The following is a 24,077-nucleotide window of genomic DNA, read 5'->3' as shown; positions in this document are numbered from 1 at the left end:
AAAATTAGTGAAAACAGCTTGGAAAAGCAACAAGCCTTATCCCCTGAACGTTGCTTCAGGTCACTTTTTTCAAATCATGGACAAGAAGCAGGGCTCGCTCAGGGGCGGGTAAGTCGTGCAAGGAGGAGAGAGAGTTGTTTTTGACCATAGAAACGCACGATCAGGGCCGCGCTCAAAGCGCCTGCACTTAAGATCATCATGCTTGTTTCAAAAGCGGTCATGGAATTGAAACCTTTGGTTCATTTTTTCTCTGTCTATATAAAACGGGATTGCGGGGTCGTCTGTCAACGTCTTTTTGAGAAATTCTTGTATGTTGAATTCTTGTCGAAGAATTTTTTTTAATTATTCGCAAAAAAAAGGATGAAATAGATATAAAGTATGATACATTCACACTCGAAGTCATACTTTAGGGCTGTTATCGCCAGTATTAAATGGTCCTAGAGATTTTCAGGGATAACTCTCCTTACGATTCCAGTCGAATGGATTGCCCCCACCTTCCCTGAATGCACATAGAAAACCCTGCGCTTATTATACCCCCCCCTCCAAGTGCAGGGTTTTTCTATGTGAGTTGTTCAATCCCCGCAAAAAATTGACTCTCCGACCAATCGGTGTTTTACTGTTGTGGTAGACGACAGAAGTGCGTTTTAAACGATAGAAGGACGTTGAAACATGGACATTACCGGACTTGCCGCGACTGCCATGGCGATGCAAAAAGCTTCGAATAATCAGGAAGCCAGTATCGCGATGACGCGACAGGCGATTGAAAGCCAGACCGCTGCCGCTGCAACACTTGTGGAACAAGTGAGCGAGCAGGCGAAAGCCTCTGCCGCCGCTGCTGCACGGGGCGGGATTAATATCCTCGCCTAAGGCTATACAATTTCAATGGGTTACATCGGCTCGATGGCAATGTGCTGTCGGGCCGTTTCTGTTTCTTCCACCGGAAACGGGGACAATTTTGTTGAGAGTTGTGTTTTCAGCCGGGCGAGGACGAGATGGCCTTCTACAGGTTCGCCATTTTCCGTGCGAATGGGAACGAAGCGTTCTTCGATGATATGAAACCCGCTGGCCGATAACCAATTGCGCACAGTTTGCCGATTGTGGATAAAACGCTGCGTGTGATTCAGGTTAAAACTTTCACAGGCCGGGTCAAAACCGGAACTTTCCACACTGAAGGCCAGAAAACCACCGGGGCGCAGGCGTTGTACAGTCCGCTGAAAAACAGCACTGAGATCCCCAAGATAGTTAAACACATCACAGGCGATAACCAGATCGAAACGCGGTGCGTTTTCAGAAACTTCTGCAAGGATATCGCCTTGTTGCAAGCGGTTATATATTTTTTTCTTTTCGGCCTGCTTCAACATTTTTTTCGAAAGATCAATGCCTTCCAGACGACCCGCAATGGGGTGGATATGTTGTCCGGCCAAGCCGGTGCCACAGCCCAGATCAAGGACATGCGGTTTGCGGGGCATTTTGGCAAGATGGGTAAATAACAGATTGAAAACCTGCTCCGGTGCCTGATAGGACAAGTGCTTGAGCAGGTTTTTCTCAAAGCGGGGGGCGTAATCGTCAAACAGGGCTTCGACATAATCGGCAGGCAGGCGCTGCATTTGTTCACCAGCGCCCAGTAAAGACAGGCGTACCCCTGCACCTAGATGATCCTGATCCTGCAAAATCAAGGCTTGTTGATAGGCGGCAATGGCTTTTTCAGGTGCTTTTGTTTTTTCATAAAGTTCCCCCAGCACAAAATGGAATTGCGCTTCGTTGGGCAGGGCATCAATGGCGGCCAAGGCGGCTTCGATGGCGGCATCCAGATCGCCTTCTTCCAACATACCAAGGGCAAAATCCAAACGCATAAAGGCAGAATGTCGCGACATGGGGCCTACCGGAAAAAGGTTTCAATCGCGATTATCTACGAGAAAAGCTACGGTTCTATCAAACGAATAAAATCAAAGGATAACTTCGATATTATCGAATTAAACGAGATGAAAAAGGCGAACAAAAAAAGAGGTCCGACAGATATCGGACCTCTTTCTTCTTGCAGTGCGTGCAATGCTCTCACCAAAGTGGAGCTACGCGTTCTAAACCCGAAGGCTTAGTTGCGTTCCTTGTCGACCAATGCATTGGATTTGATCCAAGGCATCATGCCGCGTAGTTTTTCGCCTGTTTCTTCCAGCGGGTGAGCCGCACCTTGCGCACGACGTGCTTTCAGGAACGGTTGGCCAACCTGGTTTTCCAACATGAAGTCACGAACGAACTTACCGGTTTGGATATCGGTCAGTACGTCTTTCATGCGCTCTTTAACTGAAGCATCAATAACACGCGGGCCGGAAACATAGTCGCCGTATTCCGCTGTGTTGGAGATGGAATAGCGCATGTTGTGCATGCCGCCTTCGTACATCAGGTCAACGATCAGTTTGACTTCGTGCAAACATTCGAAGTAAGCCATTTCCGGTGCGTAACCGGCTTCTGTCAGTGTTTCGAAACCATAACGGATCAGTTCAGTCAAACCACCGCAAAGAACAGCTTGTTCACCGAACAGGTCGGTTTCACATTCTTCTTTGAAGTTGGTTTCGATGATGCCGGAACGACCGCCGCCAACGCCACAAGCGTAAGACATGGCGATTTCTTTGGCATTGCCGGACGCATCCTGATGAACCGCGATCAAGCAGGGAACGCCGCCGCCTTTAACGTATTCGCCACGAACGGTGTGACCCGGACCTTTCGGCGCGATCATAATAACATCGTTGCCAGCCGGAACTTCGATCAGGTTGAAGTGAATGTTCAAACCGTGTGCGAATGCCAGTGCGGAACCTTCTTTCAGGTTCGGTGCGATTTCTGATTTGTAGATACCGGCTTGCAGTTCATCCGGTGTCAGGATCATCAGAACGTCAGCCCAAGCCGCAGCTTCGGCAACAGACATAACCTTCAGGCCTTCGCCTTCGGCTTTTTTACGTGTAGCAGAGCCTTCGCGCAGCGCAACAGCGATTTCTGTGCAACCGGAGTCGCGCAGGTTCAATGTATGTGCGTGACCTTGGGAGCCGTAACCAACGATGGCTACTTTTTTGGTTTTGATCAAATTGACGTCTGCGTCACGATCGTAATAAACCTGCATGTTCAAATACCCCTTGAACTATAAGACAATAAAAATTTAGACGCTTCCCTTAGAGCCCTTGGGCTCCGCGAGAAATTGCCACGACACCGGTACGTGAAACGTCAACCAGCCCCAATGGCTCCATCAGTTTAATAAACGCATCGACTTTGCCGGCTTTACCGAACACTTCGAACACGAAGGAAGAATTCGAGCTGTCGATAACGCGCGCGCGGAAAATATCGGCAATACGCAAAGCTTCTACACGATGTTCCCCCTCGCCTGCAACCTTTACCAACGCCATTTCACGTTCCACACTGGGGCCGTCGATGGTGAGATCGACGACCTTGCGCACAGGAACAAGGCGATCCAGCTGCGCTTTGATCTGTTCGATCACTTGGCGCGTACCGCTGGTAACGATTGTAATCTTTGACAAATTATCCACATGGTCGACTTCGGCCACGGTCAGGCTGTCAATGTTGTACCCCCGACCGGAAAACAGGCCCACAACGCGGGCCAGAACACCGGATTCGTTGTCCACAAGAACGGAAACCGTGTGGCGTAGGAGGTCATCTTTGTCATTATTGGTCATTTTTATTACTCCTAAGCTTTAAACCAGAACACCGGATTCGACGCTGCCGCCGTTTTCGCTGGATTGAGAATCCTCAGGGCCGAGAATGATTTCATTATGGGCCGCACCGGACGGGATCATCGGGAAAACGTTTTCTTCTGCATCCACCAGAATGTCGATGATGGTCGGCAGATCCGAAGCAAAGGCTTGCTTGATCACGTCATCCAGTTCACCCGGTGTGGTCGCGCGCAGGCCGGTTGCACCATAGGCTTCGGCCAGTTTGACAAAATCGGGTTGAACGTCGATATGGCTTTCAGAATAGCGTTCACCGTGGAACATTTCCTGCCATTGGCGAACCATCCCGAGAAATTTGTTATTGAGGATGAAACATTTCACCGGCAGGCGATAGGCCATTAAGGTGGCGATTTCCTGCAGGTTCATCTGGAAAGAGCCGTCCCCGGCAATGGCGATAACCAAGGCATCGGGATGTGCGGTTTGAACACCCATCGCAGACGGGAAACCATATCCCATTGTGCCCAGACCGCCAGAAGTCATCCAGCGTTTGGGTTTTTCAAAGCACAAATGTTGTGCCGCCCACATCTGGTGTTGGCCAACTTCGGTCGTATAGTAGGTGTCTTTACCTGTGTCTTTTGCCAGATCACGGATACGTTCCAAGGCATATTGCGGCTTAATGACTTTATTGGATTTGGTGTATTTCAGGCTGTCAACTTTGCGCCATTCATTGATTTGTTTCCACCATTTATCCAACGCTTTGGCGTTGACCTGTGCTTGATCGGCTTTCCAGTATTTGATCAATTCTTCCAAAACATGGGCAACATCGCCGATGATCGGCACGTCCACGATAATGTTTTTGTTGATCGAACTGGGGTCGATATCCACATGAATTTTCTTGGATCCCGGCGAGAATTTATCCAACGCGCCGGTAACACGGTCGTCAAAACGCGCCCCGATATTGATCATCACATCGCAGTCATGCATGGCAAGGTTGGCTTCGTACGTGCCATGCATCCCCATCATCCCGAGGAACTGGTCATCGGACCCCGGAAAAGCGCCCAGACCCATCAAGGTCAGGGAACAGGGAATGCCGGTCATTTTCACCAGTTGGCTGAACAATGTGCAGGCTGCATCGCCGGAATTGACGATCCCGCCGCCGCCGTAAAACAGGGGGCGTTTTGCGTTTTTGATCAAATCAATGGCTTGTTTGATCGCCGCCGTATCGCCCTTGACTTGCGGTTTGTAAGAACGGTGTTCAACCGCCGTGTTTTTACCCGGTGTCGTATAATTGCCAAGGGCCAGCAGAACATCCTTGGGAATATCCACCAAAACAGGGCCGGGACGACCGGAACGCGCAACATAATAGGCTTCGTGCAGAATACGGCCCAATTCATTTACATCTTTAACAAGATAGTTGTGTTTGGTGACGCCGCGTGTGATCCCGGTGATATCAGCTTCCTGAAAGGCATCGTTGCCGATCAGGCTGGACGGGACCTGCCCGGTCAGGCAGACCAGCGGTACGCTGTCCATCATGGCATCAACAAGGCCCGTCACGGTGTTGGTCGCACCGGGACCAGAAGTCACTAGGACTGTTCCCACTTTCCCGGTAGAGCGTGCATACCCTTCCGCAGCGTGGACAGCAGCCTGTTCGTGCTTCACCAGAATGTGGCGGAGACCGTTTTGTTTGAACAGTGCGTCATACAGCGGAAGAAGCACGCCACCCGGTAGCCCAAACATCACATCCACACCTTGATCTTTCAAAGCTTGGATGATGATTTCAGAACCGGTCATTTGTTTCGTGGACATGCAATAATCCTCCGTCTCAACGAATTTTCTTGTGCCCGTTTTTAAGACACAAAAACTCCCGCGCAAGTGCTGCGCAGGTTCGAGCTGCGCAAACTAATGGGTCAACTGTCTGGGGTCAACAAAAAATGACGAATTTTATTATAAATTTCGTCGCGCAAACTTTCCGAATATTGCGTATTGTGAATTTCTACCGCAGAAATCTGATTCCGAAACCAGGTGCATTGACGTTTTGCAAACCGTCTTGTCTGCATTTGGGCCTGGCTTCGCGCCTCACCCAGGGTGCATTCATGGCGCACGTAAGACAACAGTTCGGGGACACCAAGTGCTTTCATTGCCGGGACTTTCGGATCCAGTTCAAGCTTGGCAAAGGCGGTGATTTCTTCAACCGCGCCCTGTTCCATCATCAAGTCAAAGCGCTGGTCACAACGGGCATAAAGAATATCGCGCGGCGGCATAACCACATGGCTTTCGAAGCGGGCGTTCAGTGTGGGTGTGGGTTTTATGTCACGTTGTAATTGGGCCAGTGATTTGCCGGTGCTTTCCAAAACTTCCAATGCGCGGCAGATTCGCTGCATATCGCGCGGCTTCAGGCGCGCGGCCATTTCCGGGTCTTTGGCTTGCAATTCAGCATAAAGGGCCTCGACCCCCAACTGGTCGCCGCGTTGACGGATGTCGTTTCGGATTTCATCGGGGATGGCGGGCAGTTGGGAAATACCTTCCACCAAAGTCTTAATATATAGTCCGGTTCCGCCTGTGACGATGGGCAGTTTATTTTCTGCCCATGCCTTTTCAATTTCCGTAACACAGAGCTTTTCCCAATATCCGGCGGAACAGGTTTCTGCCGGGTCCATAATTTGATACAGGCGATGGGGGATACGTGCTTCGTCTTCTGGACTTGGACAGGCAGTGACGATCGGGATTCCTTTATATATTTGCATGGAATCGGCGTTGATGATGACACCATTAAATTCAGTGGCGACATCCAACGCAAGGGCCGACTTTCCGCTGGCGGTGGGACCGGCGATGACAACAACCTGATTTTTCGTAACGGTTGGCATAGACTTTCTTGGTTTCCTCTGGCATAAAATGGCGCACCGCAAAACTCTACGGCTCGTACCCTAATGTCCTATGTTCTGACTTTTATTGCAAACCCTGAAAAGCAACAAATTACGCCGGAGCAGATTCTCAAACATCTGCCGAATGCAAAGCCGGTCTGTTTGTCAGAAGGGGAAGCCTACGATGTTGAGATTTCAGAAGTCGTCCATCTCAATGATCTTCGGTCTAAATTCACGCAAGTTGATGTGATTTTTCAAAAAGCGCAGGGACGTAAGAAAAAGCTGCTAATCGCGGATATGGATTCCACCATCGTGGCGGGGGAAACGCTGGACGATTTGGCGGAATTCGCCGGACTGAAAGAACAGGTTGCCGAAATTACCACACGCGCGATGAACGGCGAAATTCCCTTTCGCGAAGCTTTGCGCGAACGCGTTTCGATGTTGAAAGGCTTATCTGAAAGCTTTTTAGAAGAAGCAATGGGCTTGGTTCGTCTGAATCCGGGGGCAAAAGAACTGGTCGCAACCATGAAAGCAAACGGGGCTTATTGCGCCCTTGTATCCGGTGGTTTCACCTTTTTTACATCACGGGTGGCAGGCGATGTCGGCTTTGATTTCAATGCCGGAAATAATATGGAAATTATCGATGGAGTTTTGACAGGAAACGTCATGGATCCGATCGTGACCAAAGACAGTAAGCTTGCGTATCTGCAATCACTTTGTCAGGAACAGGGGCTTTCTGTGGATGACGCTGTGGCTGTCGGCGATGGGGCCAACGATTTGCCGATGTTATTGGAAGCGGGACTGGGCGTGGCCTATCATGCAAAACCTTCCGTGGTGGAAAAAGCGCGCCATAATATCCAGTATAGCAACCTGCGCAGCCTGTTATTTGCCCAAGGTTATGCGGAAAGTGAATTTATTTAATAGAATAAATCTTTAGGTTTTACGATTTTTTAAAGTTAATTTATGTTTACGATAGAACCGGATAATAGATTTTATAAAAGGGCCAAAAGAATGAAAAAAGTTGTGTTCGCAGTGTCTGTATTAATGTCTTTAAATGCTTGTGAAACTTCGACGAATATAAAGCCAATTGATTACGGTGTTGTTGTGGCGGCGCAGAAAGATGTCGAGGAATGCACTTTGCTTGGAGATGTGCATGGGGTGTCATCTTTGTACGGTCTTTTTGTTGAGCAAGGAACAACAAATGCACGAAATCAGGCTTTAAATAAAGCTGGGGAAATGGGGGCAACGCATATCGTATGGGGGCAGTTTGTCGGTGGGCATGGTAGTACGTCAGCGCATGGTATGGCTTATCTTTGCAAATGATTTAGGCGAAGTACGATTAATTTCCTGTGCTCTTTAAATTAATTTGCATTGTAATACCGAAATACCATTATTTGCACTTGACCTGCTTTTGTAATTGACTACATTTTTACAGACATTAATCGGATATATCAGGGTTAAAGCAATGGAAGCTGTGAAGAAGCTGAAAGAGGGATATAAAAAGTTCCTCGATGGTTATTATCTGGAACATATCGATACCTTTAATGATTTGGTCGAAAACGGACAGCATCCAAAAACATTGTTGATTTCGTGCTCTGATTCACGGGTTGACCCGTCGATTATCATGCAGATTGGACCGGGTGAAATTTTCGCGGTGCGTAATGTCGGCAATCTGGTTCCACCTTATGAAAAAGATACTCATCATCACGGGGTGAGCTCGGCGCTGGAATATGGTGTGAAGGTCCTGAAGGTCGAAAATATTATGATCATGGGGCACGCCCATTGCGGGGCGATTCAAGCCGCCATCGATACAGAAAATAATAAGGAAGCCTTGGGAACAGACTTTGTCCATCACTGGATCGGCATGGTGCATAACACCTTTGAAAATCCGGGATGTTGTGCAGAATCGATCAAGGCGGGTCACCGTATCCCTGAAGAAATTGAAAAAGCGTCTATTGTAAATTCCATGAACAACCTGATGGAATTTGGTTTCATCAAGGAACGGGTGGAAAACAAGACTTTGAAAATTTATGGTCTGCATTTCGACATTGAAAGCGGCACTTTGACGGCTTTTGACCGCAAAACAGGCGAGTTTGGCCCGCTTTAACTTGACCTAGGCATCATATCCTCTTATGTCCTGATCATCTATGGAATTAAAAGAAGTAAGAGTTACGCCGTGGCTATTTTGGATATTTTGACCGCACCGGATCCGGTCCTGAAGAAAAAGGCGGACCCGGTCGAAGAAGTCACCGATGAAATCCGCACCCTGTTGGATGACATGCTGGACACCATGTATGACGCACCGGGGATCGGTTTGGCCGCACCACAGGTCGGTGTGCTTAAGCGCGTCATCGTGATTGATGTGGCGGGCGATGACGAAGAACCTGCCCCGGTGAAAATGATTAATCCTGAAATTCTGTGGGCATCCGATGAGACGGGTATCTACGAAGAAGGCTGTCTGTCTGTTCCAAAAAGCTTTAGTGAAGTCGAACGTCCTGAACGCGTCAAAGTCAAATATCTTGATGAAAACGGCACAGCCCATGAAATTGATGCTGACGGGTTGCTGGCGACATGCGTTCAGCATGAAATCGATCATTTGGAAGGCACCTTGTTTATTGATCATATTTCACGCATTAAGCGGTCTATGATTATGCGCAAGTTGACTAAAATGAAAAAAGCGGATTGATCTATCCGTTAAAAGGTTCCCGAAAGATATAGACGCAAAAGAGGGCCGACAGCGTGTCGGAAATAAAGGCGATGACTGAAAGTGAATTTCTCAAAGTAGAAAAACCCATGCGTCTGGTCTTTATGGGGACACCGGATTTCAGTGTCTCAATTTTAGCGGGCCTGATTGATGCCGGACACAATGTGGTTTGCGTCTACAGCCAGCCGCCGCGCAAAAGCGGTCGCGGGCAAAAAGTCCAACTGACCCCCGTTCATGCCTATGCGGACTCTCAAGGGATTGAAGTGCGCACGCCGGTTAGTTTGAAGTCAGCAGAAGAACAACAGGCCTTTGCCGATTTGAAAGCTGATTGTGCGGTTGTCGCGGCCTATGGATTGATTTTGCCCAAGGCGATTTTGGACGCCCCCGTTCATGGATGTTTAAATGCCCATGCATCGATCTTGCCACGCTGGCGCGGCGCGGCACCGATCCAACGTGCGATCGAGGCGGGCGACGATGTTTCCGGTGTCACAATTATGCAGATGGATGAAGGTCTGGATACAGGGGATATGTTGCTGATCCAACCGGTTGCAATTACAACGTCAACAACGGGGGAATCCCTGCATGATAGTTTGGCGATGGAAAGCGCAAAACTGACACTGGAAGCCTTGCGGGCGGTGCAAGGGGGATATGCGAAACCTCAAGCACAGCCGCAAGACGGCGTGACCTATGCCAAAAAATTGGAAAAAGAGGAAAGCCGCATTGACTGGACCCAGCCTAATACGGTGATTGAGCGCAAAATACGTGCCTTTACCCCGTGGCCGGGGACATGGTTTGGCGTGGGGCAGGATCGTATCAAGGTAATTGAAGCCGAGTTATGTGATCTATCGGGCGAGGCCGGGACACGTCTGGATACGGACGGGCTGGTGATTGCCTGTGCAGAAGGGTCTTTACGTTTGATGAAGGTGCAACGCAGCGGTAAAGGTGCAACCGATGCGCAAAGTTTCTTGCGCGGGTTTGATATTCCTGTCGGGGAAAAGCTTTGATGACACCTGCTTAGGTTTAGAGGTCATTCGAAACTTGGATGCTGTTTCAAGGAGATTTTAAATGGGTGGCATTCAAGAAAACTCACGCCTCGACGGGCTGGATATCGCGCGTTTAGTGGCGTTTGTCGGGATGGTCATCGTCAATTTTAATGTGGTGATGGACGGTCCGGCGGATGCTGGGTTCCTAAACGCCTTTGTGAAGGCTTTAGAAGGACGTGCGGCGGCCACTTTTGTGGTGTTGGCCGGTATTGGTTTGGGGTTGGCCGTCAAAAATGACAAGGGCACTCAATCTGTCATCGACACCATAAAACGAGCTTTGTTTTTATTGGTGCTCGGTTTGTTGAACACACTGATATTTGACGCTGATATTCTCCATTATTACGCTTTTTATTTCCTTTTTGGTGTCTTTTGTTTGCGCCTTTCTTCCCCGTATTTACTGACCTTGATGGTTCTTATAAATATTGTCTTCTTCATCATGCTTTTGGTTTTTGATTATGATGCGGGTTGGAATTGGGCGGATTATAACTACGTTGATTTTTGGACATTGGCCGGGTTTGTGCGCAATCTTTTTTTCAATGGCTGGCATCCTGTTTTCCCGTGGCTGAGTTTTCTTCTTTGGGGAATTGTTCTAAGCCGCTTGTCCCTTAAGGAAAGAAACACGCAGAATGCTTTGATTGTATTCGGGTTTTTCGGATATTTGGGTGTTGAAACCTTATCCTTTTTTTGCACAAACCTGTTCCGTGGGGCTGATCCTGAATTGTTGTTATTGTTTGCAACCGGGCCGGTACCGCCGTTCCCCCTGTATATTGCGGCGGGGATCAGTGTCGCGTCATTGGTTGTTGGCCTATGTTTGAAAAGTGCGAGGAGCTTGGACAAGCTAGGTATCCTCAGGATATTGCTGCCAGCAGGTCGCCAGACTTTATCGCTTTATATCGGGCATATTGTTGTCGGTATGGGCACGCTTGAGGCGTTCGGCATGCTGGGTGGGCAATCTGTTTTAAGCGTGCTCACGGCAGCTTTGCTTTTCTGTGCCGTGGCGATTATCTATGCGTACTTTTATGCTCGGCGATTTAAACGCGGCCCCATCGAAACGCTGATGAGAAAAGCAACCGGCTTCTAGGTGTCCGCGTTAGTCTTCATCGATATTGAGAACAGCGCCCATCGGTTGGGCGCGTTCCAGATCGCGCATACGGTCAATACCTTGCTTCATTTCCGACATGATGAATTCAGAACGACGCACCGGCCCGCCAAGATCGGGGTCCGGGAACAGGCGTTTCCAGTGGATCATTTTTACGGTCAGACCGCAGAGGATACCGCCGATGACGGTGTGATAACTTTCGATCATGCCTTTAACCTGACGGAAACGTTCCGCATTCAGGTTTTTCCACATGTTTTTTGATGCCTTGTTAAAAGTTTCGAAACGACCGGAAATAGAGGCGCAGGTCTCGTTGATGGTATTTTCAACCATCGTGCATGTTTTCATCAAGGCCGGGTCGTTGCGCAATTGCCAGTTGGACCGGATGCCTTCCATTGAATCGAGAAACTCGTTCACGATGGGCATGATGTTGTCCATGCTGTTGCGATAGTAAGACAAAGACAGGAAGATATCGCCGTAATCTTCCAAAAATTTCGGCACTTCCATAATGTCGATATCCAGCTTTTCAGCCATTTGTTGCAGCTTTTCACGTGCCTTTCTGACATCGGGGTCTTTAAACAGGCCAACCACATCAGAAAAAGATTTGATGGACATATCGTCCGTCCCGTAAATCTGCATGATCAAGGGCATGGTGAAGCTGCGCATATATCCGGCCAGTTCGGCCTGTTTTTCATCGGACAGTTTTAAGGCGACATCTTCATTGACGGGGATGCCGTGTTCGCGCAGGGTAATGCGCAGGGAATAGATATCATAGCTTTGTAAAACCGCGAGTTTGCGCATGATAATCAGGTCGGGGTGTGTCTTATCTTCCGGCCAATCAAATTCGGCGGGCAGGTCTTCCACATCCAGTTGGCCGGATCCGGTTTCACGGTCAGAGAAAACTTCAATAGCGCTTTGCAGTTTTACGTTTTTCACCATACGGGCGCGTTTCAGGCCCTTGGTTTCCAGAGGCAGAATGGCAAGCGGGACGGCAAAAAGCGAGTCCATATCCTCTTGCACGCGTTGGCGGTCTTCTGCTTCATAATCCCGTTCTTTTTCCGGGAAGCGTACGCCTTTTTTTGCCACTTTATGCCCCTTAAATCTTAGTCATTACAAATGCATAAAATATTCCTAACATATATTTTTCGATAAGACGAAAAAATATCGCAATAATTTTCTCAAAAGATTACAAAGGGCACATGCCTAAGTATAAATTGACCATAGAATTTGACGGAACCGGCCTTGTGGGGTGGCAGCGTCAGGATAACGGGATGAGCGTCCAGCAAATCATTGAGGACGCTTGTTTGATTTTTGCCGGGCACGAGGTGCGCCTTCATGTCGCGGGTCGGACCGATGCCGGGGTGCATGCCCTGGGCATGGTGGCCCATTTTGAGATGGAGAAAGATATCCCGCCCAATAAGGTGCTGCTGGCGATCAATCATCATGTCAAACCGCACCGGGTTTCCATTGTTGACTGTGAATATGCCGACGAAGAATTTCACGCCCGTTTCAGCTGTCTGGAACGCAGTTATCTTTATCGTATTTTATGCCGTCCCGGACGTCCGGCGTTGGAAGAAGGCCGGGTTTGGTGGACACAAAGAAAACTGGATGCCGATGCCATGCATGAGGCGGCACAGATTTTAGTCGGCAAACACGACTTTTCCACTTTCCGGGCGGTGCAATGTCAGGCCAATAGTCCGCTACGCACCTTGGATGAAATCAGCGTCAGGCAAGTGGGTGAGGAAATCCATGTTCGGGTGCGCGCGCGTTCTTTCTTGCACCATCAGGTGCGCAATATTGTGGGTTCGCTGGAACTGGTCGGACGTGGGAAATGGAACAAACAGGATTTGCAAAACGCGTTGGAGGCGAAAGATCGGGCCAAAGGCGGGCAGACCGCCCCGGCGCATGGGCTTTATTTTGTTGAGGCGAAATATTGAACGGTTTTATTGAACTTGACGGACAGAAAATTCCGGTTCAAATGCGCAAAAATGCACAGGCGCGACGATTGATCTTGCGCTTAAACCCCAAAGAAGACGGCGTGGTTGTCACCTTACCCAAAGGGATAAGCCCGGAAGAAGGTCTGAAAATGGCGGCGCGCAACAAGGTCTGGATTGCCAATCAATTGGCAAAACTGACACCCAGCAGCAGTCTGGGCGATGGATCGGTGATTGCCTTGCGAGGGATCGATCACACATTGCGCCATCGTCCAAATGCGCGTGGGACGGTTTGGTGCGAAGGTTATGAAATATTTATCACCGGCGAGATGGGATTTTTCCAACGCCGTCTTGTGGATTGGTTGAAAAAACAGGCCAAGGCCGATATCCAGCCCCAGGCCCATGCAATGGCGACACAATTGGGGAAGCAGGTGAAGCGTATTTCCGTGCGTGATACCGTGTCGCGCTGGGGGTCTTGTTCATCTGCGGGGAATCTGTCGTTTAATTGGCGCTTGATTATGGCCCCGCCGGAAATCTTGCGATATGTGGTGGCGCATGAAGTTTCCCATCTCAGGCACATGGATCACAGTGCCGCCTTTTGGGAGACGGTGGATCGCTTTGATGTAGATGCGAAAAAATCACGCCATTGGTTGAAAAAACATGGGGCGGCCTTGCAACGGGTGTGCTGAGGCCTTCTTGGAACTTTTATAAGTTTACGCCCCCAGACGTTCATGTTATATGACCGACAAATTTACTGAGATATTAGTTTAGGAAGTGACGATGACACAATATACGGTCGCAAGCCCGTGTAACGGCGTTTGCACATTGGACCCGCGTGACAAGGTTTGTCTGGGATGTTTTCGCACCGGGGCGGAAATCGCCGGATGGCGGGCCAGCAACGATACGGAACGCCGTCAAATCCTGAAACGCGTTGAAGAACGAAAGATTGCCCGAACATGAGTATGCCCGCACTGCCCACCATCACCCGTCCGGAACGTTCTGAACTGTTGATGCCTGCCGGATCCTTGACCAAGCTGAAAACGGCGATCCTTTATGGCGCCGATGCGGTCTATGCCGGGACACCCGATTTATCACTGCGGACCCAATCGTCCTTTTCATTGGAAGAATTGGTGGAAGGGGTTAAGTTTGTTCACGAACACGGTAAACGCATTTATCTGACGCTGAACCTGTTTACCCATAACAGCGATATTGAAAAACTGCCCAAGTTTATTGAAACAATCCGCACGGTTAAACCTGATGGCGTGATCATTGCAGACCCCGGCGTGTTTCAGTTTGTCCGTCAACATGCCCCGGAACTGGAAGCCCATGTGTCTACACAGGCCAATGTCTGTTCGTGGCTGACGGTGGATTTCTGGAAAAACCAAGGGGCCTCGCTCGTTGTTCTGGCGCGTGAAACCAGTTTTGAAGAACTGGCTGAAATTCGCGAAAAACAACCCGGCATTAAACTGGAAGCTTTTGTTCAAGGCTCCATGTGTATGACGTATTCCGGGCGCTGCCTGTTGTCCAACTTTATGTCGGAACGCGGGGCGAACCAAGGCAACTGCGCGCATTCATGCCGTTGGAAATACAAACTGCATCTGAAATTAAAAGATGGCACCGACAAGGCGATTGAAATCACCGATCAGAATGCCGATTTGTTTGAATTTTTGATGGAAGAACAGTATCGCCCCGGTGAGCTGTTCCCGATTGAGGAAGATAACTTCGGGTCTTATATTCTGAATTCCAAAGACCTCTGTCTCATGCCGGTTTTGCCGGAATATTTGAAACTGGGGGTGGATAGTCTCAAGGTCGAAGGGCGCAATAAGTCGGAATATTATGCCGCCATTACCGCGCGGGCTTATCGTTTGGCCATTGATGACTGGTATAAAGATCCTGAAAACTGGGATCCGGACCCTTATTTGCGCGAACTTTATACCCTGCAAAACCGGGGCTTTACGATGGGTTTCCACGAAGGGCGCTTAACCGGTGTTGCCCATAACTATGATCGCACCAAACCGGTCGGGGGCTGGCAATTCGGCGGGATTATCCGCGAATGGGATGGGGACGATATGATCTTCGAAATCCGTAATTTCCTGTTGCCTGGTGATGTCATTGAATTTTTACCGCCGCACGAAATTGAACCCATTCGTTTGCGTCTTTATGAATTTATTGACGCAAAAACAGGGGATGTGACCGACAAGGTGAATCCGGGCCAAGGCAAGGCCATTCGGGTGCCGATTTCAGTCTTTGATCAAGAAGATACCGAAGTTCTGAAAAAACGTATTCCGGCCTTGACTGTGGCACGGCGCGAAACCCCGATGAGTGAGGAAGAACGCGTCAGTCGCTTGGCTGAAATCCGCGCACAAGAACTGGAACGCGGCCTGATCAGCGAAGAAGAATATCGTGCAATCATGGATGACCCGGAATTGCTGGGTAAACGGATTTCCATGAAAGCCACCAGCGGGCACCGTAAACCCAAACAAGGTTTGGAAAGTTGTTGTGGCAAGGGCTGTAATGGCTGTTTGATGTTCTGGCAGGATGACAAATACGCCAAGGCGCGCGAAAAGATGAAACAAAAGAAAATCGGTGAAATGCTGGAAGAAAAAGTCGTTTAATTGCTTTTGGCAACAATCCGTTTCTCTTTTATCGGCTAATCAAAGGCTCGGGATCGGCATATACTTTCTGTAACAAAGAAAACAGGAGTATATCATGTTGATGCCGAGCCTTTTTGTCTCTCATGGGTCCCCAACGGTGATGATTGAACCGGAAAGCGCCGGTCGGGCCTTTTTATCGAGTCTGGGTGAGGTTTTTCCCAAGCCGCGCGCGATTGTCGTCATCAGCGCCCATTGGGAAACAGACAAACCGATTGTGACGGGAAGTCCGCAACCGGAAACCATTCACGATTTTTATGGCTTTCCCGATGAACTTTATCAAAAACGGTATCCGGTTGCCGGTGATCCTATTCTTGCCTATCAGGTCGCTCAACTGGTCGGGGCTGAAGTGGATGAAACCCGGGGGCTGGATCATGGGGTATGGTCGCCTTTATCCTTGATTTATCCAAAAGCAGATATCCCGGTTGTGCAGTTAAGCCTGCAACCGATGCAGGGTGCGCAATATCATTATGATATTGGAAAACGCCTGTCTGTTTTGCGAAAAGATGGCGTTTTGATTATGGCATCGGGTTCTGTTACCCACAATTTACGCGAACTGAAATGGTATCAAAAGACACCGGATGTATGGGCGTTGGAATTTGAAAACTGGTTTGTAAACGCCATTCAAGACAATGACCACGAGACCTTGTTGAATGCGCTACAGCTTGCCCCACATTATGGGCGTGTCCATCCGCATGATGAACATTGGCTACCGGTTTATGTGGCCTTGGGGGCGGCACGCCAACGTGCGACTTTGCTTCATCGCGGTTTTGAACATAAAAACCTGAGTATGGCTGCTGTGCGCTTTGATTGACCTGCGCAAGAAAATGGGTAGGCTGGTATGGTTCAGGAGGACAGGATCATGCGCCAGTATCAAACGAGTTTTGACATTCAGACACGGGGTCAGGGGCTTTATGAATTTACCCGTGATGTGGTTGCTTGGGTAAATGAGTGTGGCCTGGAAACAGGGGTGTTGACTTTGTTCTGCCGTCACACTAGTGCCAGCTTGACTATTCAGGAAAATGCCGATCCCGATGTGCAATTGGACCTGAACGAATTTTTTGCCCGTCTTGTGCCCCAACATATGGATTGGTTGCGTCACACGGTGGAAGGACCGGATGACATGCCGGCACATATCAAATCAGCACTGACAGATGTATCTTTAAATATTCCGGTCACAGGGGGATGCCCTGTTTTGGGAACATGGCAGGGGATTTACTTATTTGAACACCGTAAAATGGCCCATCGGCGCAGTGTCGTTGCCCATATAATCGGGGATTAACGGGCATTCCGATACTCTTGCGGGATCATGCGGTGTCGATTTGGTGACATTTGCCCAAGTGGATGACAGAGTGGGCATCACAAACAATAAGGCAAAACGGACGAGACGGGTCATGTCTCGTCCGTGCTGTGGGCTTCTGCCAAAGGGGGGGGATGTTAAGATGCTAGCTTCCAGCGATATCGACAACGACCCGCCCGCGAACGTTTCCAGCGAGAATGTCTTTTCCCAATTGCGGCAGGTCTTGCAATTTGGCTTCGCTGGTCATGTTTTCCAGTTTTTCCATCGGCAGGTCGGTGGCAATGCGTTGCCATGCGCGCAGGCGTTTTGCGGTGGGGCACATGACCGAATCGATACCCAGCAAATTGACGCCACGCAGCAAGAACGGAATGACGGTGGTATCCAGTTTATTGCCACCTGCCAAACCAATGGCGGCGACACTGGCGCCATATTGCATTTGAGCGAGTGCGCGTGCCAATGTCGTGCCGCCAACGGCGTCGATGCAACCGGCCCAGCGTTCTTTTTCCAACGGGCGTTTGGACGGTTCGTTCAATTCGCTACGATCAATAATGGTGGTCACACCCATATCGCGTAAATAATCATGGGTGTCGGCCCGGCCCGTTGATCCGGCAACGCTATACCCAAGTTTGGCAAGAATGGCGGCGGCAACGGAACCAACGCCGCCAGCAGCACCTGTGACCAAAACTTCGCCTTGATCCGGGGTTAATCCATGATCTTCCAGGGCCATAACCCCGAGCATTGCGGTAAAGCCAGCGGTGCCAACGGCCATTGCCTGACGCGGGGTCAAACCCTCGGGCAGGGGGACAAGCCAATCGCCGTTAACGCGGGCTTTTTGTGAATAGCCGCCCCAATGGGCTTCGCCAACGCGCCAACCGGTGAGAACAACCTTATCGCCGGGTTTGAAATCTTTATGGTCGCTGCTTTCAACTGTGCCTGCAAAGTCAATACCGCCGATATGGGGATAATTGCGCACCAATCCACCAAGGCCGTTAAGAACCAAGCCGTCTTTATAATTCAATGTTGAATAATCGACTTTTACCAGAACGTCCCCTTCCGGGAGTTTGCTTTCGTCCATCTCGGTGATTTGTGCGCTGACTTTATCGTTGCTTTGGGACAGCAGGAGAGATTTAAACATGGCATACCTCAAAAAATAGAATCTAAGTTGCAGGGTAAAGTTATTTTTATATTTGTCAAACAAATTAACAAATGGGATAATTCAGTTGATATTTGGGACCTAAGGGGGCATTGTGCAAGGTCTGAAACACATGAAAGAAATGAAAAAGATATGGGGCTGAAATTCGAACCCTTGGTCACGGAAAGTCTGGCCAAACAGATTGCGCAAACCCTGCGCCAAGCCATCGTTGATGGGGATTTGAAGGTGGATGAACGCCTGCCAACCGAACCGGAACTGGCGCAGCGTTTTGGTGTGTCGCGCCCGACCATTCGCGAAGCCTTAAAACGTTTGGCTGCGCAAAATTTAATCCGTTCACGCCGGGGGCCAAGTGGGGGAACTTTTGTCAATCGCCCCGATAGTGACGAGGCGCAAAATACGCTGATCAATATGACATCCTTGTTGACGACGATGGGGGAATTCGACCTGTCCGATATTGCCGAAGCTCGCCGCGAACTGGAATTGGTCTGCGTGCGACTGGCGGCGCAGCGTTGTGAACAAAGCCATATCAACAGCATGATGTTTGAATTGTCTTTGCAAAAAAATGCTGCCCTGTCGGATCAGGATTTTTGTGCGTCCGATGTGCGTTTTCATCGTGCAATTGTGGATGCAACAGGCAATACCATGCTGCGTTTTATGATGTCATCTGTGATCGAAGCCGTGCAACCGATCGTGAACTTGATCATTTTTCGTTTTTGGGATAAGGAAAAAACAATTGCACAGCATGAGCGCATTTTGACATCAATCGCAGCCGGTGATGGGGAAGGGGCCGCCGCCGCGATTGCAGAACAGATGGATGATTTGCGTGAACGTTATGCAAAAGCGCAGAAAGTGCGGGACGAAAAAGGATAAACGGGGACGCGATATGTCAGTAGTAGCAACCATGAATTCAAAACGGGCGACAGATGAAGTCCGCCACGCCAATGATGAATTGGAACATTTTTATCTGGAAGCCAAACGCAATAAAAAAATTGCAAATTGGGCGGCAAAAAAACTCGGTTTGGATAAGAAAGAATATTTTCTGGAATTAATCAGTGCTGATTTAACAAGCGCAGGCCCCAAACCAGTTATTGACCGTATCTTGAACGATTTTGCGAAAGCGGGTCTGGAAATTTCAGAAGAAAAGGTCTGGGAAAAATTACGGGAGTTTGAAAGTGAAATTCTTGGTGAAATGCTCCAGGCGCAGGCCAAACAAACCAAGGCAGAGATGAAGGCCAAAGAAAAGAAAGATAAAAAGAAGAAAAAGAAATAATCGCTTTCATATGAATATCACCGAATTCGGCTGGCATGTCGGGTCAAGCCCTGTTAATTTAAGCAAACAGAATTTATTCGAAACGGCTGGCCTTTTTTATGACTGAAACCGAAGACAAAGGTGCCTATCGCGTCCTTGCGCGAAAGTACCGTCCCTCTACATTTGAAGAATTGATTGGACAGGATGCGATGGTGCGCACGCTGTCCAATGCGATCGAGTCCGGCAGATTGGCACAAGCCTTCATGCTGACCGGGGTGCGCGGTGTCGGGAAAACCACAACCGCCCGTCTGGTGGCGCGGGCCTTAAACTGTGTCGGGGAAGATGGTCAGGGCAAGGAAACCATTACGCCATGCGGTGTGTGCGAACAATGTAAAGCCATTGCACAGGACCGTCATGTTGATGTCATCGAAATGGATGCCGCCTCACGCACTGGTGTGGACGACATCCGGGAAGTCATTGAATCCGTGCGCTATCGCCCAACGTCAGCACGTTATAAAATCTATATCATCGACGAAGTGCACATGCTGTCAAAAGGTGCGTTCAATGCGTTGTTGAAGACATTGGAAGAACCGCCGGCGCATGTGAAATTCATTTTTGCTACCACCGAGATTCGCAAAGTTCCGGTTACGGTTTTATCGCGTTGTCAACGTTTTGATCTGCGCCGTATCGATCAGGATATGCTGGCAACCCATTTTAAAATGGTGGCCGAAAAAGAAAATGCCGTTGTGGATGACAATGCCTTGGCGATGATTGCACGCGCGGCAGATGGGTCTGTGCGTGACGGGCTGAGTTTATTAGATCAGGCGATTGCCCATTGTCACGGCGAAGTCGGTGAAGAACAGGTCCGTGATATGTTGGGTCTTGCGGATCGGGGGCGCACGTTCGACCTGTTTGACGCTGTCATGCAAGGCGATGCGCCAGCGGCACTGTCTGTGATGGATAACCTGTATGCGGCCGGGGCGGACCCGAACGTGGTCTTGCAGGATATGCTGGAACTGACCCACTGGTTAACACGTGTGAAAGTGGTTCCCGATGCAGCACAAAATGCGGTTGTTTCTGAAATGGAACGTGTGCGTGGCAAGGATATGTCAGACAAACTTGCCATGTCGGTTTTGGCCCGGGCCTACCAGATCTTGATGAAGGGGTTGGGCGAAGTGCGCAATGCGCCGCATCCTCAGCAGGCAGCCGAAATGGTGATTATCCGCCTGTGTTATGTTGCCGATTTACCGACACCGGAAGAAGCCATTCGATTAATGAAAAATAATCCGCAACCCAGTGGACCGGGCGGTAGTGGTCCATCTGGTGGTGGCGGTAGTGCCGGACAGATGGCACAGGCGGTAGGCGCACCCAATATGGGGGGATCCAGTGGCGGCAGCAATGGGGCACCGACAACCAGCATGCGTGTGGTCAATGGTGGTGTGGCCCAAGTCCAGCCACGTGTGCAGGACGAAACCAAGGCTGATCCGCAAAGCTTTGTTGAAGTGACCGAACTTGCCGAAGAAAAGCGCGATATCGTTTTGAAAGCAAACCTGATGAATAATTTGCATCTGGTGTCTTTTCGCCCCGGTAAAATCGAATTTCGACCCGGTGAATATGCGCCGTCAACCTTGGCGGGGGATTTAAAAAAATTCCTCGATACCCATACCAACCGGGTGTGGGCCGTGGGGGTATCGCGCCATGAAGCCGGCGATGTGACATTGGCCCAAGTCCGGGATGAAGCGATTGCAAAACGCAAGCAAGAGGTTGCCAAACACCCCTTGGTGCACGATATCCTCAGCAGCTTCCCGCAAAGCGTGATTGACAAAGTACATGAAATTAAGCTGGATACGCTGGACGCGGCGATTCAGATCGAAGAAAACCCCGGTGACCCGGATAATACGAGTGGAGATGAATAACCCATGAAAAACATGGCAAAAATGATGCAACAGGCGCAGAAGATGCAAGCCAAGATGCAGGAATTTCAAGACGGTCTGTTGGACTTGGAAATCTACGGGACTTCTGGTGGCGGTATGGTCAATGTGGTGATCAACGGCAAGGCCGATGTCAAAAAAATCGATGTGGATAAAAATCTGGTCGATCCTGAAGATAAAGAAGTGATGGAAGACCTGATCGTTGCCGCCTTGGCGGATGCGAAATCCAAGATGGAAGAAGAAGTCAACAAACGCATGTCCGAAATCACCGGTGGTTTGCAGTTGCCGCCGGGTATGTCCCTGCCGTTTTAAGCAGGAACAAGATGGCTGCGCCTGAAATCGAACAACTGATCCAGCTTTTATCCAAGTTGCCCGGTCTGGGGCCACGTTCTGCCCGGCGCGCAGCCTTGCATCTTGTGAAAAAGAAAGAGACCGTTCTGCAACCCTTGAGCCTCGCCCTGCAACGGGTGGATCAAGCGGTAAAAAGCTGTTCAGTCTGTGGCAATCTGGACGGCAGTGACCCTTGTTCCATCTGTACAGACCCGCGCCGGGATGACCGGGTGATTTGTGTGGTGCAGGATGTTGCGGATTTATGGGCGTTGGAACGATCCAACAGTTTTCGCGGGCGTTATCATGTGTTGGGGGGCACATTGTCGGCGTTGGACGGTATCGGCCCGGATGATTTGAAAATCGACCAATTGGTTGAGCGCGCCCGCGATAGTGGTGTGGAAGAAATTATTCTGGCGACGAGTGCAACGGTCGATGGTCAAACGACCGCGCACTATATCGCCGATTGTCTGGAAGAGTGCGCGGTTCTTGTGTCCGGCCTCGCCCACGGTGTTCCGGTGGGGGGGGAGCTGGATTATCTGGATGACGGCACCCTGAGTGCAGCACTCACTGCGCGGCGTAAGATCGACTAGGCCGTAAACACCGCTCAGTGCTGCTAATTTTTCGATATTCATGTGGGACTTCCACCAGCTTTATAGGGCGGAAGGCTCCAGCCAAATACAATGGCAAGGCCGCGTACAATAAAGGTCGCCGCAACGCTGATAACCATTGCGCCTTGTTCGTCCAATCCCAAATGCAGGAAAAATAGATAAGCACAACTGCCGACAATCGCGGCGAGGGCGTAGATTTCCTTTTGCAGCAAAAAGGGGACTTCGTTGCAGATGATGTCGCGTACCATACCGCCAAATGTGCCGGTGATCATCCCCATGACAACAACCATGACGGGGTGAATATCATATGTCATGGCAATTTGCGTCCCCATAATGGTGAAAAGCGCCAACCCAAAGGCATCGGCCCACATCAACAGGGTGTAACGTTTGCCTTCCAGCCGATGAACCTGAAAGAAGGCAATGACGGCAACGACAATGACGACATACAGGAAATTCAAATCTTCAATCCAAAAGACCTTTTCGGCATTTAGCAAAAGATCGCGCACGGTCCCGCCCCCCACCGCCGGGGCAAGGCCGACGATAATAAAGCCAAAGATGTCCAGCTCCTTACGCGCCGCAGCCATTGCCCCGGACAAGGCAAAAACAACAGTGCCTATCATGGTGAGGAAGTAGATCGGATCGTGAAAGAACTCATACATTCTTTTGCATCTCCGCCCAGACGGATTCCAGACCGCTGCGGTGGTCGGGATATTGCAGGACGTATCCCAGTTCGGTTTTTATTTTGCTGTTATCGACCCGCTTGTTGTCATTCCAGAAGGTCAAGGCCATCGGGCTCATTTCTTTGGCGGCTTCTTCAAAGGACTGAACCGGGGGCATATCGACCCCCATAAGGGTACAAGCCGTTTTTAAAACTGCAAGCGGTTCCAATGGTTCGTCGTCACACAGGTTATAGGCGCTGCCCGGATGGGGCTTCAGGATAGACGCTTCCAGAACACCAGCGATATCTTCGACATGGATGCGCGAAAAGGCATGGCCCGGTTTATCTATGGCTTTGGCGCGTCCTTTGGCAATCGAATCGAACAGGGACCGGGTGGGACCATAAATACCGGCAAGGCGGAAGATATGCAGGGGCAGGCGGGTGGAAAGCCAATTGTCTTCGGCCTGCTTGCGTGCGCGTGCGCGGGCACTTGTGGGGTGGCGCGGGCTGTCTTCATTTACCATAGCCCCGCCAGCGGTGCCATAGACACCGGTGGTGGACAGATATCCCATCCATTTTAAGTTCGGCAATTTTTCCAGATCACGGGCATGTAGATTGAAGACGCAATCGCCCGTTTCCTTGTGTGGCGGAATGGAATGCAAGACATGGGTCACATCCTTGAGCCGTTCGTGAAAATCGGTAATGGGTTTTGTCCCGTCAAATGCGATGAGGTCGATTCCCTCAACGGCGACCGGTTCGCGCGATGTGGCGATAATGTTCCAGCCTTTGGCTTTCATTCGGTGGGCGAAATGTCCGGCACTGAATCCCATGCCGAAGATAAAGAGTGTGTTCATGTTGTGAACCCGTTACAAAGAAAAAGTGTTT

Annotated in this window: 28 protein-coding genes; 18 read left to right on the top strand and 10 right to left on the bottom strand. The window is 49.9% G+C overall.

Annotated features, from left to right (window positions below):
• Window positions 1-98 precede the first annotated feature (98 nt).
• Complete coding sequence (locus tag IEW74_RS17475; protein WP_268233793.1) at window positions 99-221, bottom strand: hypothetical protein; 123 nt, start codon at window positions 219-221, stop codon at window positions 99-101.
• Window positions 222-669: 448 nt separating this feature from the next.
• On the opposite strand from IEW74_RS17475, the gene IEW74_RS01405 reads away from it, so the two are divergent.
• A complete protein-coding gene (locus IEW74_RS01405) occupies window positions 670-867 on the top strand; it encodes a putative motility protein (RefSeq protein WP_188660401.1) in 198 nt (65 codons plus the stop codon).
• Between the two features lie 20 nt (window positions 868-887).
• Here the strand turns inward: IEW74_RS01405 and IEW74_RS01400 are convergent, their stop codons facing one another.
• From IEW74_RS01400 to miaA, 5 genes are all read right to left on the bottom strand, one after another.
• A complete protein-coding gene (locus IEW74_RS01400; RefSeq protein ID WP_188660398.1) occupies window positions 888-1,874 on the bottom strand; it encodes a methyltransferase in 987 nt (328 codons plus the stop codon).
• Window positions 1,875-2,092: 218 nt separating this feature from the next.
• Window positions 2,093-3,112 (bottom strand): ketol-acid reductoisomerase, encoded by a 1,020-nt coding sequence (ilvC, locus tag IEW74_RS01395; protein ID WP_188660395.1) that lies wholly within the window; start codon window positions 3,110-3,112, stop codon window positions 2,093-2,095.
• 49 nt (window positions 3,113-3,161) lie between these two features.
• Window positions 3,162-3,680, bottom strand: a complete 519-nt coding sequence (gene ilvN, locus IEW74_RS01390; protein WP_188660392.1) for an acetolactate synthase small subunit — start codon at window positions 3,678-3,680, stop codon at window positions 3,162-3,164.
• Between the two features lie 18 nt (window positions 3,681-3,698).
• Window positions 3,699-5,480 (bottom strand): biosynthetic-type acetolactate synthase large subunit, encoded by a 1,782-nt coding sequence (ilvB, locus tag IEW74_RS01385; protein ID WP_188660389.1) that lies wholly within the window; start codon window positions 5,478-5,480, stop codon window positions 3,699-3,701.
• Window positions 5,481-5,581: 101 nt separating this feature from the next.
• A complete protein-coding gene (gene miaA / locus IEW74_RS01380; RefSeq protein WP_188660387.1) occupies window positions 5,582-6,538 on the bottom strand; it encodes a tRNA (adenosine(37)-N6)-dimethylallyltransferase MiaA in 957 nt (318 codons plus the stop codon).
• Between the two features lie 63 nt (window positions 6,539-6,601).
• On the opposite strand from miaA, the gene serB reads away from it, so the two are divergent.
• The 6 genes from serB to IEW74_RS01350 all read left to right on the top strand — a co-directional run bounded on the left by serB (window position 6,602) and on the right by IEW74_RS01350 (window position 11,363).
• Window positions 6,602-7,456 carry a phosphoserine phosphatase SerB gene (gene serB / locus IEW74_RS01375; RefSeq protein ID WP_188660384.1) on the top strand — a complete coding sequence of 285 codons (855 nt, stop codon included), beginning with the start codon at window positions 6,602-6,604 and terminating at the stop codon, window positions 7,454-7,456.
• Between the two features lie 90 nt (window positions 7,457-7,546).
• Entirely contained in the window at window positions 7,547-7,858 is a 312-nt protein-coding gene (locus IEW74_RS01370; protein ID WP_188660381.1) for a hypothetical protein, read from the top strand.
• A 142-nt stretch (window positions 7,859-8,000) separates the two neighbouring features.
• On the top strand, window positions 8,001-8,642 hold the full coding sequence (locus IEW74_RS01365) for a carbonic anhydrase (RefSeq protein WP_188660379.1): 642 nt from the start codon (window positions 8,001-8,003) through the stop codon (window positions 8,640-8,642).
• Window positions 8,643-8,711: 69 nt separating this feature from the next.
• Window positions 8,712-9,221, top strand: a complete 510-nt coding sequence (gene def, locus IEW74_RS01360) for a peptide deformylase (RefSeq protein WP_188660377.1) — start codon at window positions 8,712-8,714, stop codon at window positions 9,219-9,221.
• Between the two features lie 107 nt (window positions 9,222-9,328).
• Window positions 9,329-10,243, top strand: coding sequence for a methionyl-tRNA formyltransferase (gene fmt / locus IEW74_RS01355; RefSeq protein ID WP_188660938.1), 915 nt, complete (start codon window positions 9,329-9,331; stop codon window positions 10,241-10,243).
• A 61-nt stretch (window positions 10,244-10,304) separates the two neighbouring features.
• Complete coding sequence (locus IEW74_RS01350; RefSeq protein ID WP_188660375.1) at window positions 10,305-11,363, top strand: DUF418 domain-containing protein; 1,059 nt, start codon at window positions 10,305-10,307, stop codon at window positions 11,361-11,363.
• A gap of 9 nt (window positions 11,364-11,372) precedes the next feature.
• On the opposite strand, the gene IEW74_RS01345 is transcribed toward IEW74_RS01350, so the two are convergent.
• Entirely contained in the window at window positions 11,373-12,464 is a 1,092-nt protein-coding gene (locus IEW74_RS01345; protein WP_229734198.1) for a hypothetical protein, read from the bottom strand.
• 113 nt (window positions 12,465-12,577) lie between these two features.
• Between IEW74_RS01345 and truA the strand changes: the two genes are divergently transcribed.
• The 6 genes from truA to IEW74_RS01315 all read left to right on the top strand — a co-directional run bounded on the left by truA (window position 12,578) and on the right by IEW74_RS01315 (window position 17,245).
• Complete coding sequence (gene truA, locus IEW74_RS01340) at window positions 12,578-13,315, top strand: tRNA pseudouridine(38-40) synthase TruA (RefSeq protein ID WP_188660372.1); 738 nt, start codon at window positions 12,578-12,580, stop codon at window positions 13,313-13,315.
• Window positions 13,312-14,001: a M48 family metallopeptidase gene (locus IEW74_RS01335; RefSeq protein ID WP_188660369.1), complete on the top strand. Its 690-nt coding sequence runs from the start codon at window positions 13,312-13,314 to the stop codon at window positions 13,999-14,001. The genes truA and IEW74_RS01335 overlap by 4 nt, the downstream gene beginning before the upstream one ends.
• Before the next feature lie 91 nt (window positions 14,002-14,092).
• A complete protein-coding gene (locus IEW74_RS01330; RefSeq protein WP_188660366.1) occupies window positions 14,093-14,272 on the top strand; it encodes a DUF1289 domain-containing protein in 180 nt (59 codons plus the stop codon).
• Entirely contained in the window at window positions 14,269-15,927 is a 1,659-nt protein-coding gene (locus tag IEW74_RS01325) for a U32 family peptidase (RefSeq protein ID WP_229734197.1), read from the top strand. The genes IEW74_RS01330 and IEW74_RS01325 overlap by 4 nt, the downstream gene beginning before the upstream one ends.
• A 94-nt stretch (window positions 15,928-16,021) precedes the next feature.
• Window positions 16,022-16,777 carry a DODA-type extradiol aromatic ring-opening family dioxygenase gene (locus IEW74_RS01320; RefSeq protein WP_229734196.1) on the top strand — a complete coding sequence of 252 codons (756 nt, stop codon included), beginning with the start codon at window positions 16,022-16,024 and terminating at the stop codon, window positions 16,775-16,777.
• Window positions 16,778-16,825: 48 nt separating this feature from the next.
• A complete protein-coding gene (locus IEW74_RS01315; protein WP_188660363.1) occupies window positions 16,826-17,245 on the top strand; it encodes a secondary thiamine-phosphate synthase enzyme YjbQ in 420 nt (139 codons plus the stop codon).
• Between the two features lie 163 nt (window positions 17,246-17,408).
• Here the strand turns inward: IEW74_RS01315 and acuI are convergent, their stop codons facing one another.
• The gene (acuI, locus tag IEW74_RS01310; protein ID WP_188660360.1) at window positions 17,409-18,398 is read right to left on the bottom strand and encodes an acrylyl-CoA reductase (NADPH); all 990 of its coding nucleotides are present in this window, start codon (window positions 18,396-18,398) and stop codon (window positions 17,409-17,411) included.
• A 150-nt stretch (window positions 18,399-18,548) separates the two neighbouring features.
• On the opposite strand from acuI, the gene IEW74_RS01305 reads away from it, so the two are divergent.
• The 5 genes from IEW74_RS01305 (at window position 18,549) to recR (ending at window position 22,516) form a co-directional block, all read left to right on the top strand.
• On the top strand, window positions 18,549-19,286 hold the full coding sequence (locus IEW74_RS01305; RefSeq protein WP_188660357.1) for a FadR/GntR family transcriptional regulator: 738 nt from the start codon (window positions 18,549-18,551) through the stop codon (window positions 19,284-19,286).
• A 13-nt stretch (window positions 19,287-19,299) separates the two neighbouring features.
• Window positions 19,300-19,686 (top strand): ATPase inhibitor subunit zeta, encoded by a 387-nt coding sequence (locus IEW74_RS01300; RefSeq protein ID WP_188660354.1) that lies wholly within the window; start codon window positions 19,300-19,302, stop codon window positions 19,684-19,686.
• Window positions 19,687-19,784: 98 nt separating this feature from the next.
• Window positions 19,785-21,581, top strand: coding sequence for a DNA polymerase III subunit gamma/tau (locus IEW74_RS01295; protein ID WP_188660351.1), 1,797 nt, complete (start codon window positions 19,785-19,787; stop codon window positions 21,579-21,581).
• 3 nt (window positions 21,582-21,584) lie between these two features.
• The gene (locus IEW74_RS01290; RefSeq protein ID WP_188660348.1) at window positions 21,585-21,908 is read left to right on the top strand and encodes a YbaB/EbfC family nucleoid-associated protein; all 324 of its coding nucleotides are present in this window, start codon (window positions 21,585-21,587) and stop codon (window positions 21,906-21,908) included.
• A gap of 11 nt (window positions 21,909-21,919) precedes the next feature.
• Entirely contained in the window at window positions 21,920-22,516 is a 597-nt protein-coding gene (recR, locus tag IEW74_RS01285) for a recombination mediator RecR (RefSeq protein ID WP_188660345.1), read from the top strand.
• Between the two features lie 38 nt (window positions 22,517-22,554).
• Here recR and IEW74_RS01280 read toward each other — a convergent pair whose 3' ends face one another.
• Both IEW74_RS01280 and IEW74_RS01275 read right to left on the bottom strand, forming a co-directional pair.
• Window positions 22,555-23,193: a trimeric intracellular cation channel family protein gene (locus tag IEW74_RS01280; protein WP_188660343.1), complete on the bottom strand. Its 639-nt coding sequence runs from the start codon at window positions 23,191-23,193 to the stop codon at window positions 22,555-22,557.
• Window positions 23,186-24,046, bottom strand: coding sequence for an SDR family oxidoreductase (locus tag IEW74_RS01275; protein ID WP_188660340.1), 861 nt, complete (start codon window positions 24,044-24,046; stop codon window positions 23,186-23,188). The genes IEW74_RS01280 and IEW74_RS01275 overlap by 8 nt, the downstream gene beginning before the upstream one ends.
• Between the last annotated feature and the right edge of the window lie 31 nt (window positions 24,047-24,077).

The organism is Terasakiella brassicae, from assembly GCF_014641495.1.
Lineage (GTDB): Bacteria > Pseudomonadota > Alphaproteobacteria > Rhodospirillales > Terasakiellaceae > Terasakiella > Terasakiella brassicae.
The sequence above is the reverse complement of the archived record's forward strand: the minus strand, read 5'-3'. Positions and strand labels throughout refer to the sequence as shown.

Bases quoted from the DNA above. Each gene is read 5' to 3' on its own strand.
- ilvN (WP_188660392.1), bottom strand. From the start codon at position 3,680: ATGACCAATAATGACAAAGATGACCTCCTACGCCACACGGTTTCCGTT.
- serB (WP_188660384.1), top strand. From the start codon at position 6,602: ATGTCCTATGTTCTGACTTTTATTGCAAACCCTGAAAAGCAACAAATT.
- acuI (WP_188660360.1), bottom strand. From the start codon at position 18,398: ATGTTTAAATCTCTCCTGCTGTCCCAAAGCAACGATAAAGTCAGCGCA.
- IEW74_RS01290 (WP_188660348.1), top strand. From the start codon at position 21,585: ATGAAAAACATGGCAAAAATGATGCAACAGGCGCAGAAGATGCAAGCC.
- IEW74_RS01315 (WP_188660363.1), top strand. From the start codon at position 16,826: ATGCGCCAGTATCAAACGAGTTTTGACATTCAGACACGGGGTCAGGGG.
- ilvC (WP_188660395.1), bottom strand. From the start codon at position 3,112: ATGCAGGTTTATTACGATCGTGACGCAGACGTCAATTTGATCAAAACC.
- IEW74_RS01325 (WP_229734197.1), top strand. From the start codon at position 14,269: ATGAGTATGCCCGCACTGCCCACCATCACCCGTCCGGAACGTTCTGAA.
- IEW74_RS01405 (WP_188660401.1), top strand. From the start codon at position 670: ATGGACATTACCGGACTTGCCGCGACTGCCATGGCGATGCAAAAAGCT.
- truA (WP_188660372.1), top strand. From the start codon at position 12,578: ATGCCTAAGTATAAATTGACCATAGAATTTGACGGAACCGGCCTTGTG.
- IEW74_RS01320 (WP_229734196.1), top strand. From the start codon at position 16,022: ATGTTGATGCCGAGCCTTTTTGTCTCTCATGGGTCCCCAACGGTGATG.
- IEW74_RS01275 (WP_188660340.1), bottom strand. From the start codon at position 24,046: ATGAACACACTCTTTATCTTCGGCATGGGATTCAGTGCCGGACATTTC.
- ilvB (WP_188660389.1), bottom strand. From the start codon at position 5,480: ATGTCCACGAAACAAATGACCGGTTCTGAAATCATCATCCAAGCTTTG.
- IEW74_RS01350 (WP_188660375.1), top strand. From the start codon at position 10,305: ATGGGTGGCATTCAAGAAAACTCACGCCTCGACGGGCTGGATATCGCG.
- IEW74_RS01300 (WP_188660354.1), top strand. From the start codon at position 19,300: ATGTCAGTAGTAGCAACCATGAATTCAAAACGGGCGACAGATGAAGTC.
- IEW74_RS01400 (WP_188660398.1), bottom strand. From the start codon at position 1,874: ATGTCGCGACATTCTGCCTTTATGCGTTTGGATTTTGCCCTTGGTATG.
- IEW74_RS01330 (WP_188660366.1), top strand. From the start codon at position 14,093: ATGACACAATATACGGTCGCAAGCCCGTGTAACGGCGTTTGCACATTG.
- miaA (WP_188660387.1), bottom strand. From the start codon at position 6,538: ATGCCAACCGTTACGAAAAATCAGGTTGTTGTCATCGCCGGTCCCACC.
- IEW74_RS01280 (WP_188660343.1), bottom strand. From the start codon at position 23,193: ATGTATGAGTTCTTTCACGATCCGATCTACTTCCTCACCATGATAGGC.
- IEW74_RS01295 (WP_188660351.1), top strand. From the start codon at position 19,785: ATGACTGAAACCGAAGACAAAGGTGCCTATCGCGTCCTTGCGCGAAAG.
- IEW74_RS01305 (WP_188660357.1), top strand. From the start codon at position 18,549: ATGGGGCTGAAATTCGAACCCTTGGTCACGGAAAGTCTGGCCAAACAG.
- IEW74_RS01365 (WP_188660379.1), top strand. From the start codon at position 8,001: ATGGAAGCTGTGAAGAAGCTGAAAGAGGGATATAAAAAGTTCCTCGAT.
- IEW74_RS17475 (WP_268233793.1), bottom strand. From the start codon at position 221: ATGACCGCTTTTGAAACAAGCATGATGATCTTAAGTGCAGGCGCTTTG.
- IEW74_RS01370 (WP_188660381.1), top strand. From the start codon at position 7,547: ATGAAAAAAGTTGTGTTCGCAGTGTCTGTATTAATGTCTTTAAATGCT.
- fmt (WP_188660938.1), top strand. From the start codon at position 9,329: ATGCGTCTGGTCTTTATGGGGACACCGGATTTCAGTGTCTCAATTTTA.
- recR (WP_188660345.1), top strand. From the start codon at position 21,920: ATGGCTGCGCCTGAAATCGAACAACTGATCCAGCTTTTATCCAAGTTG.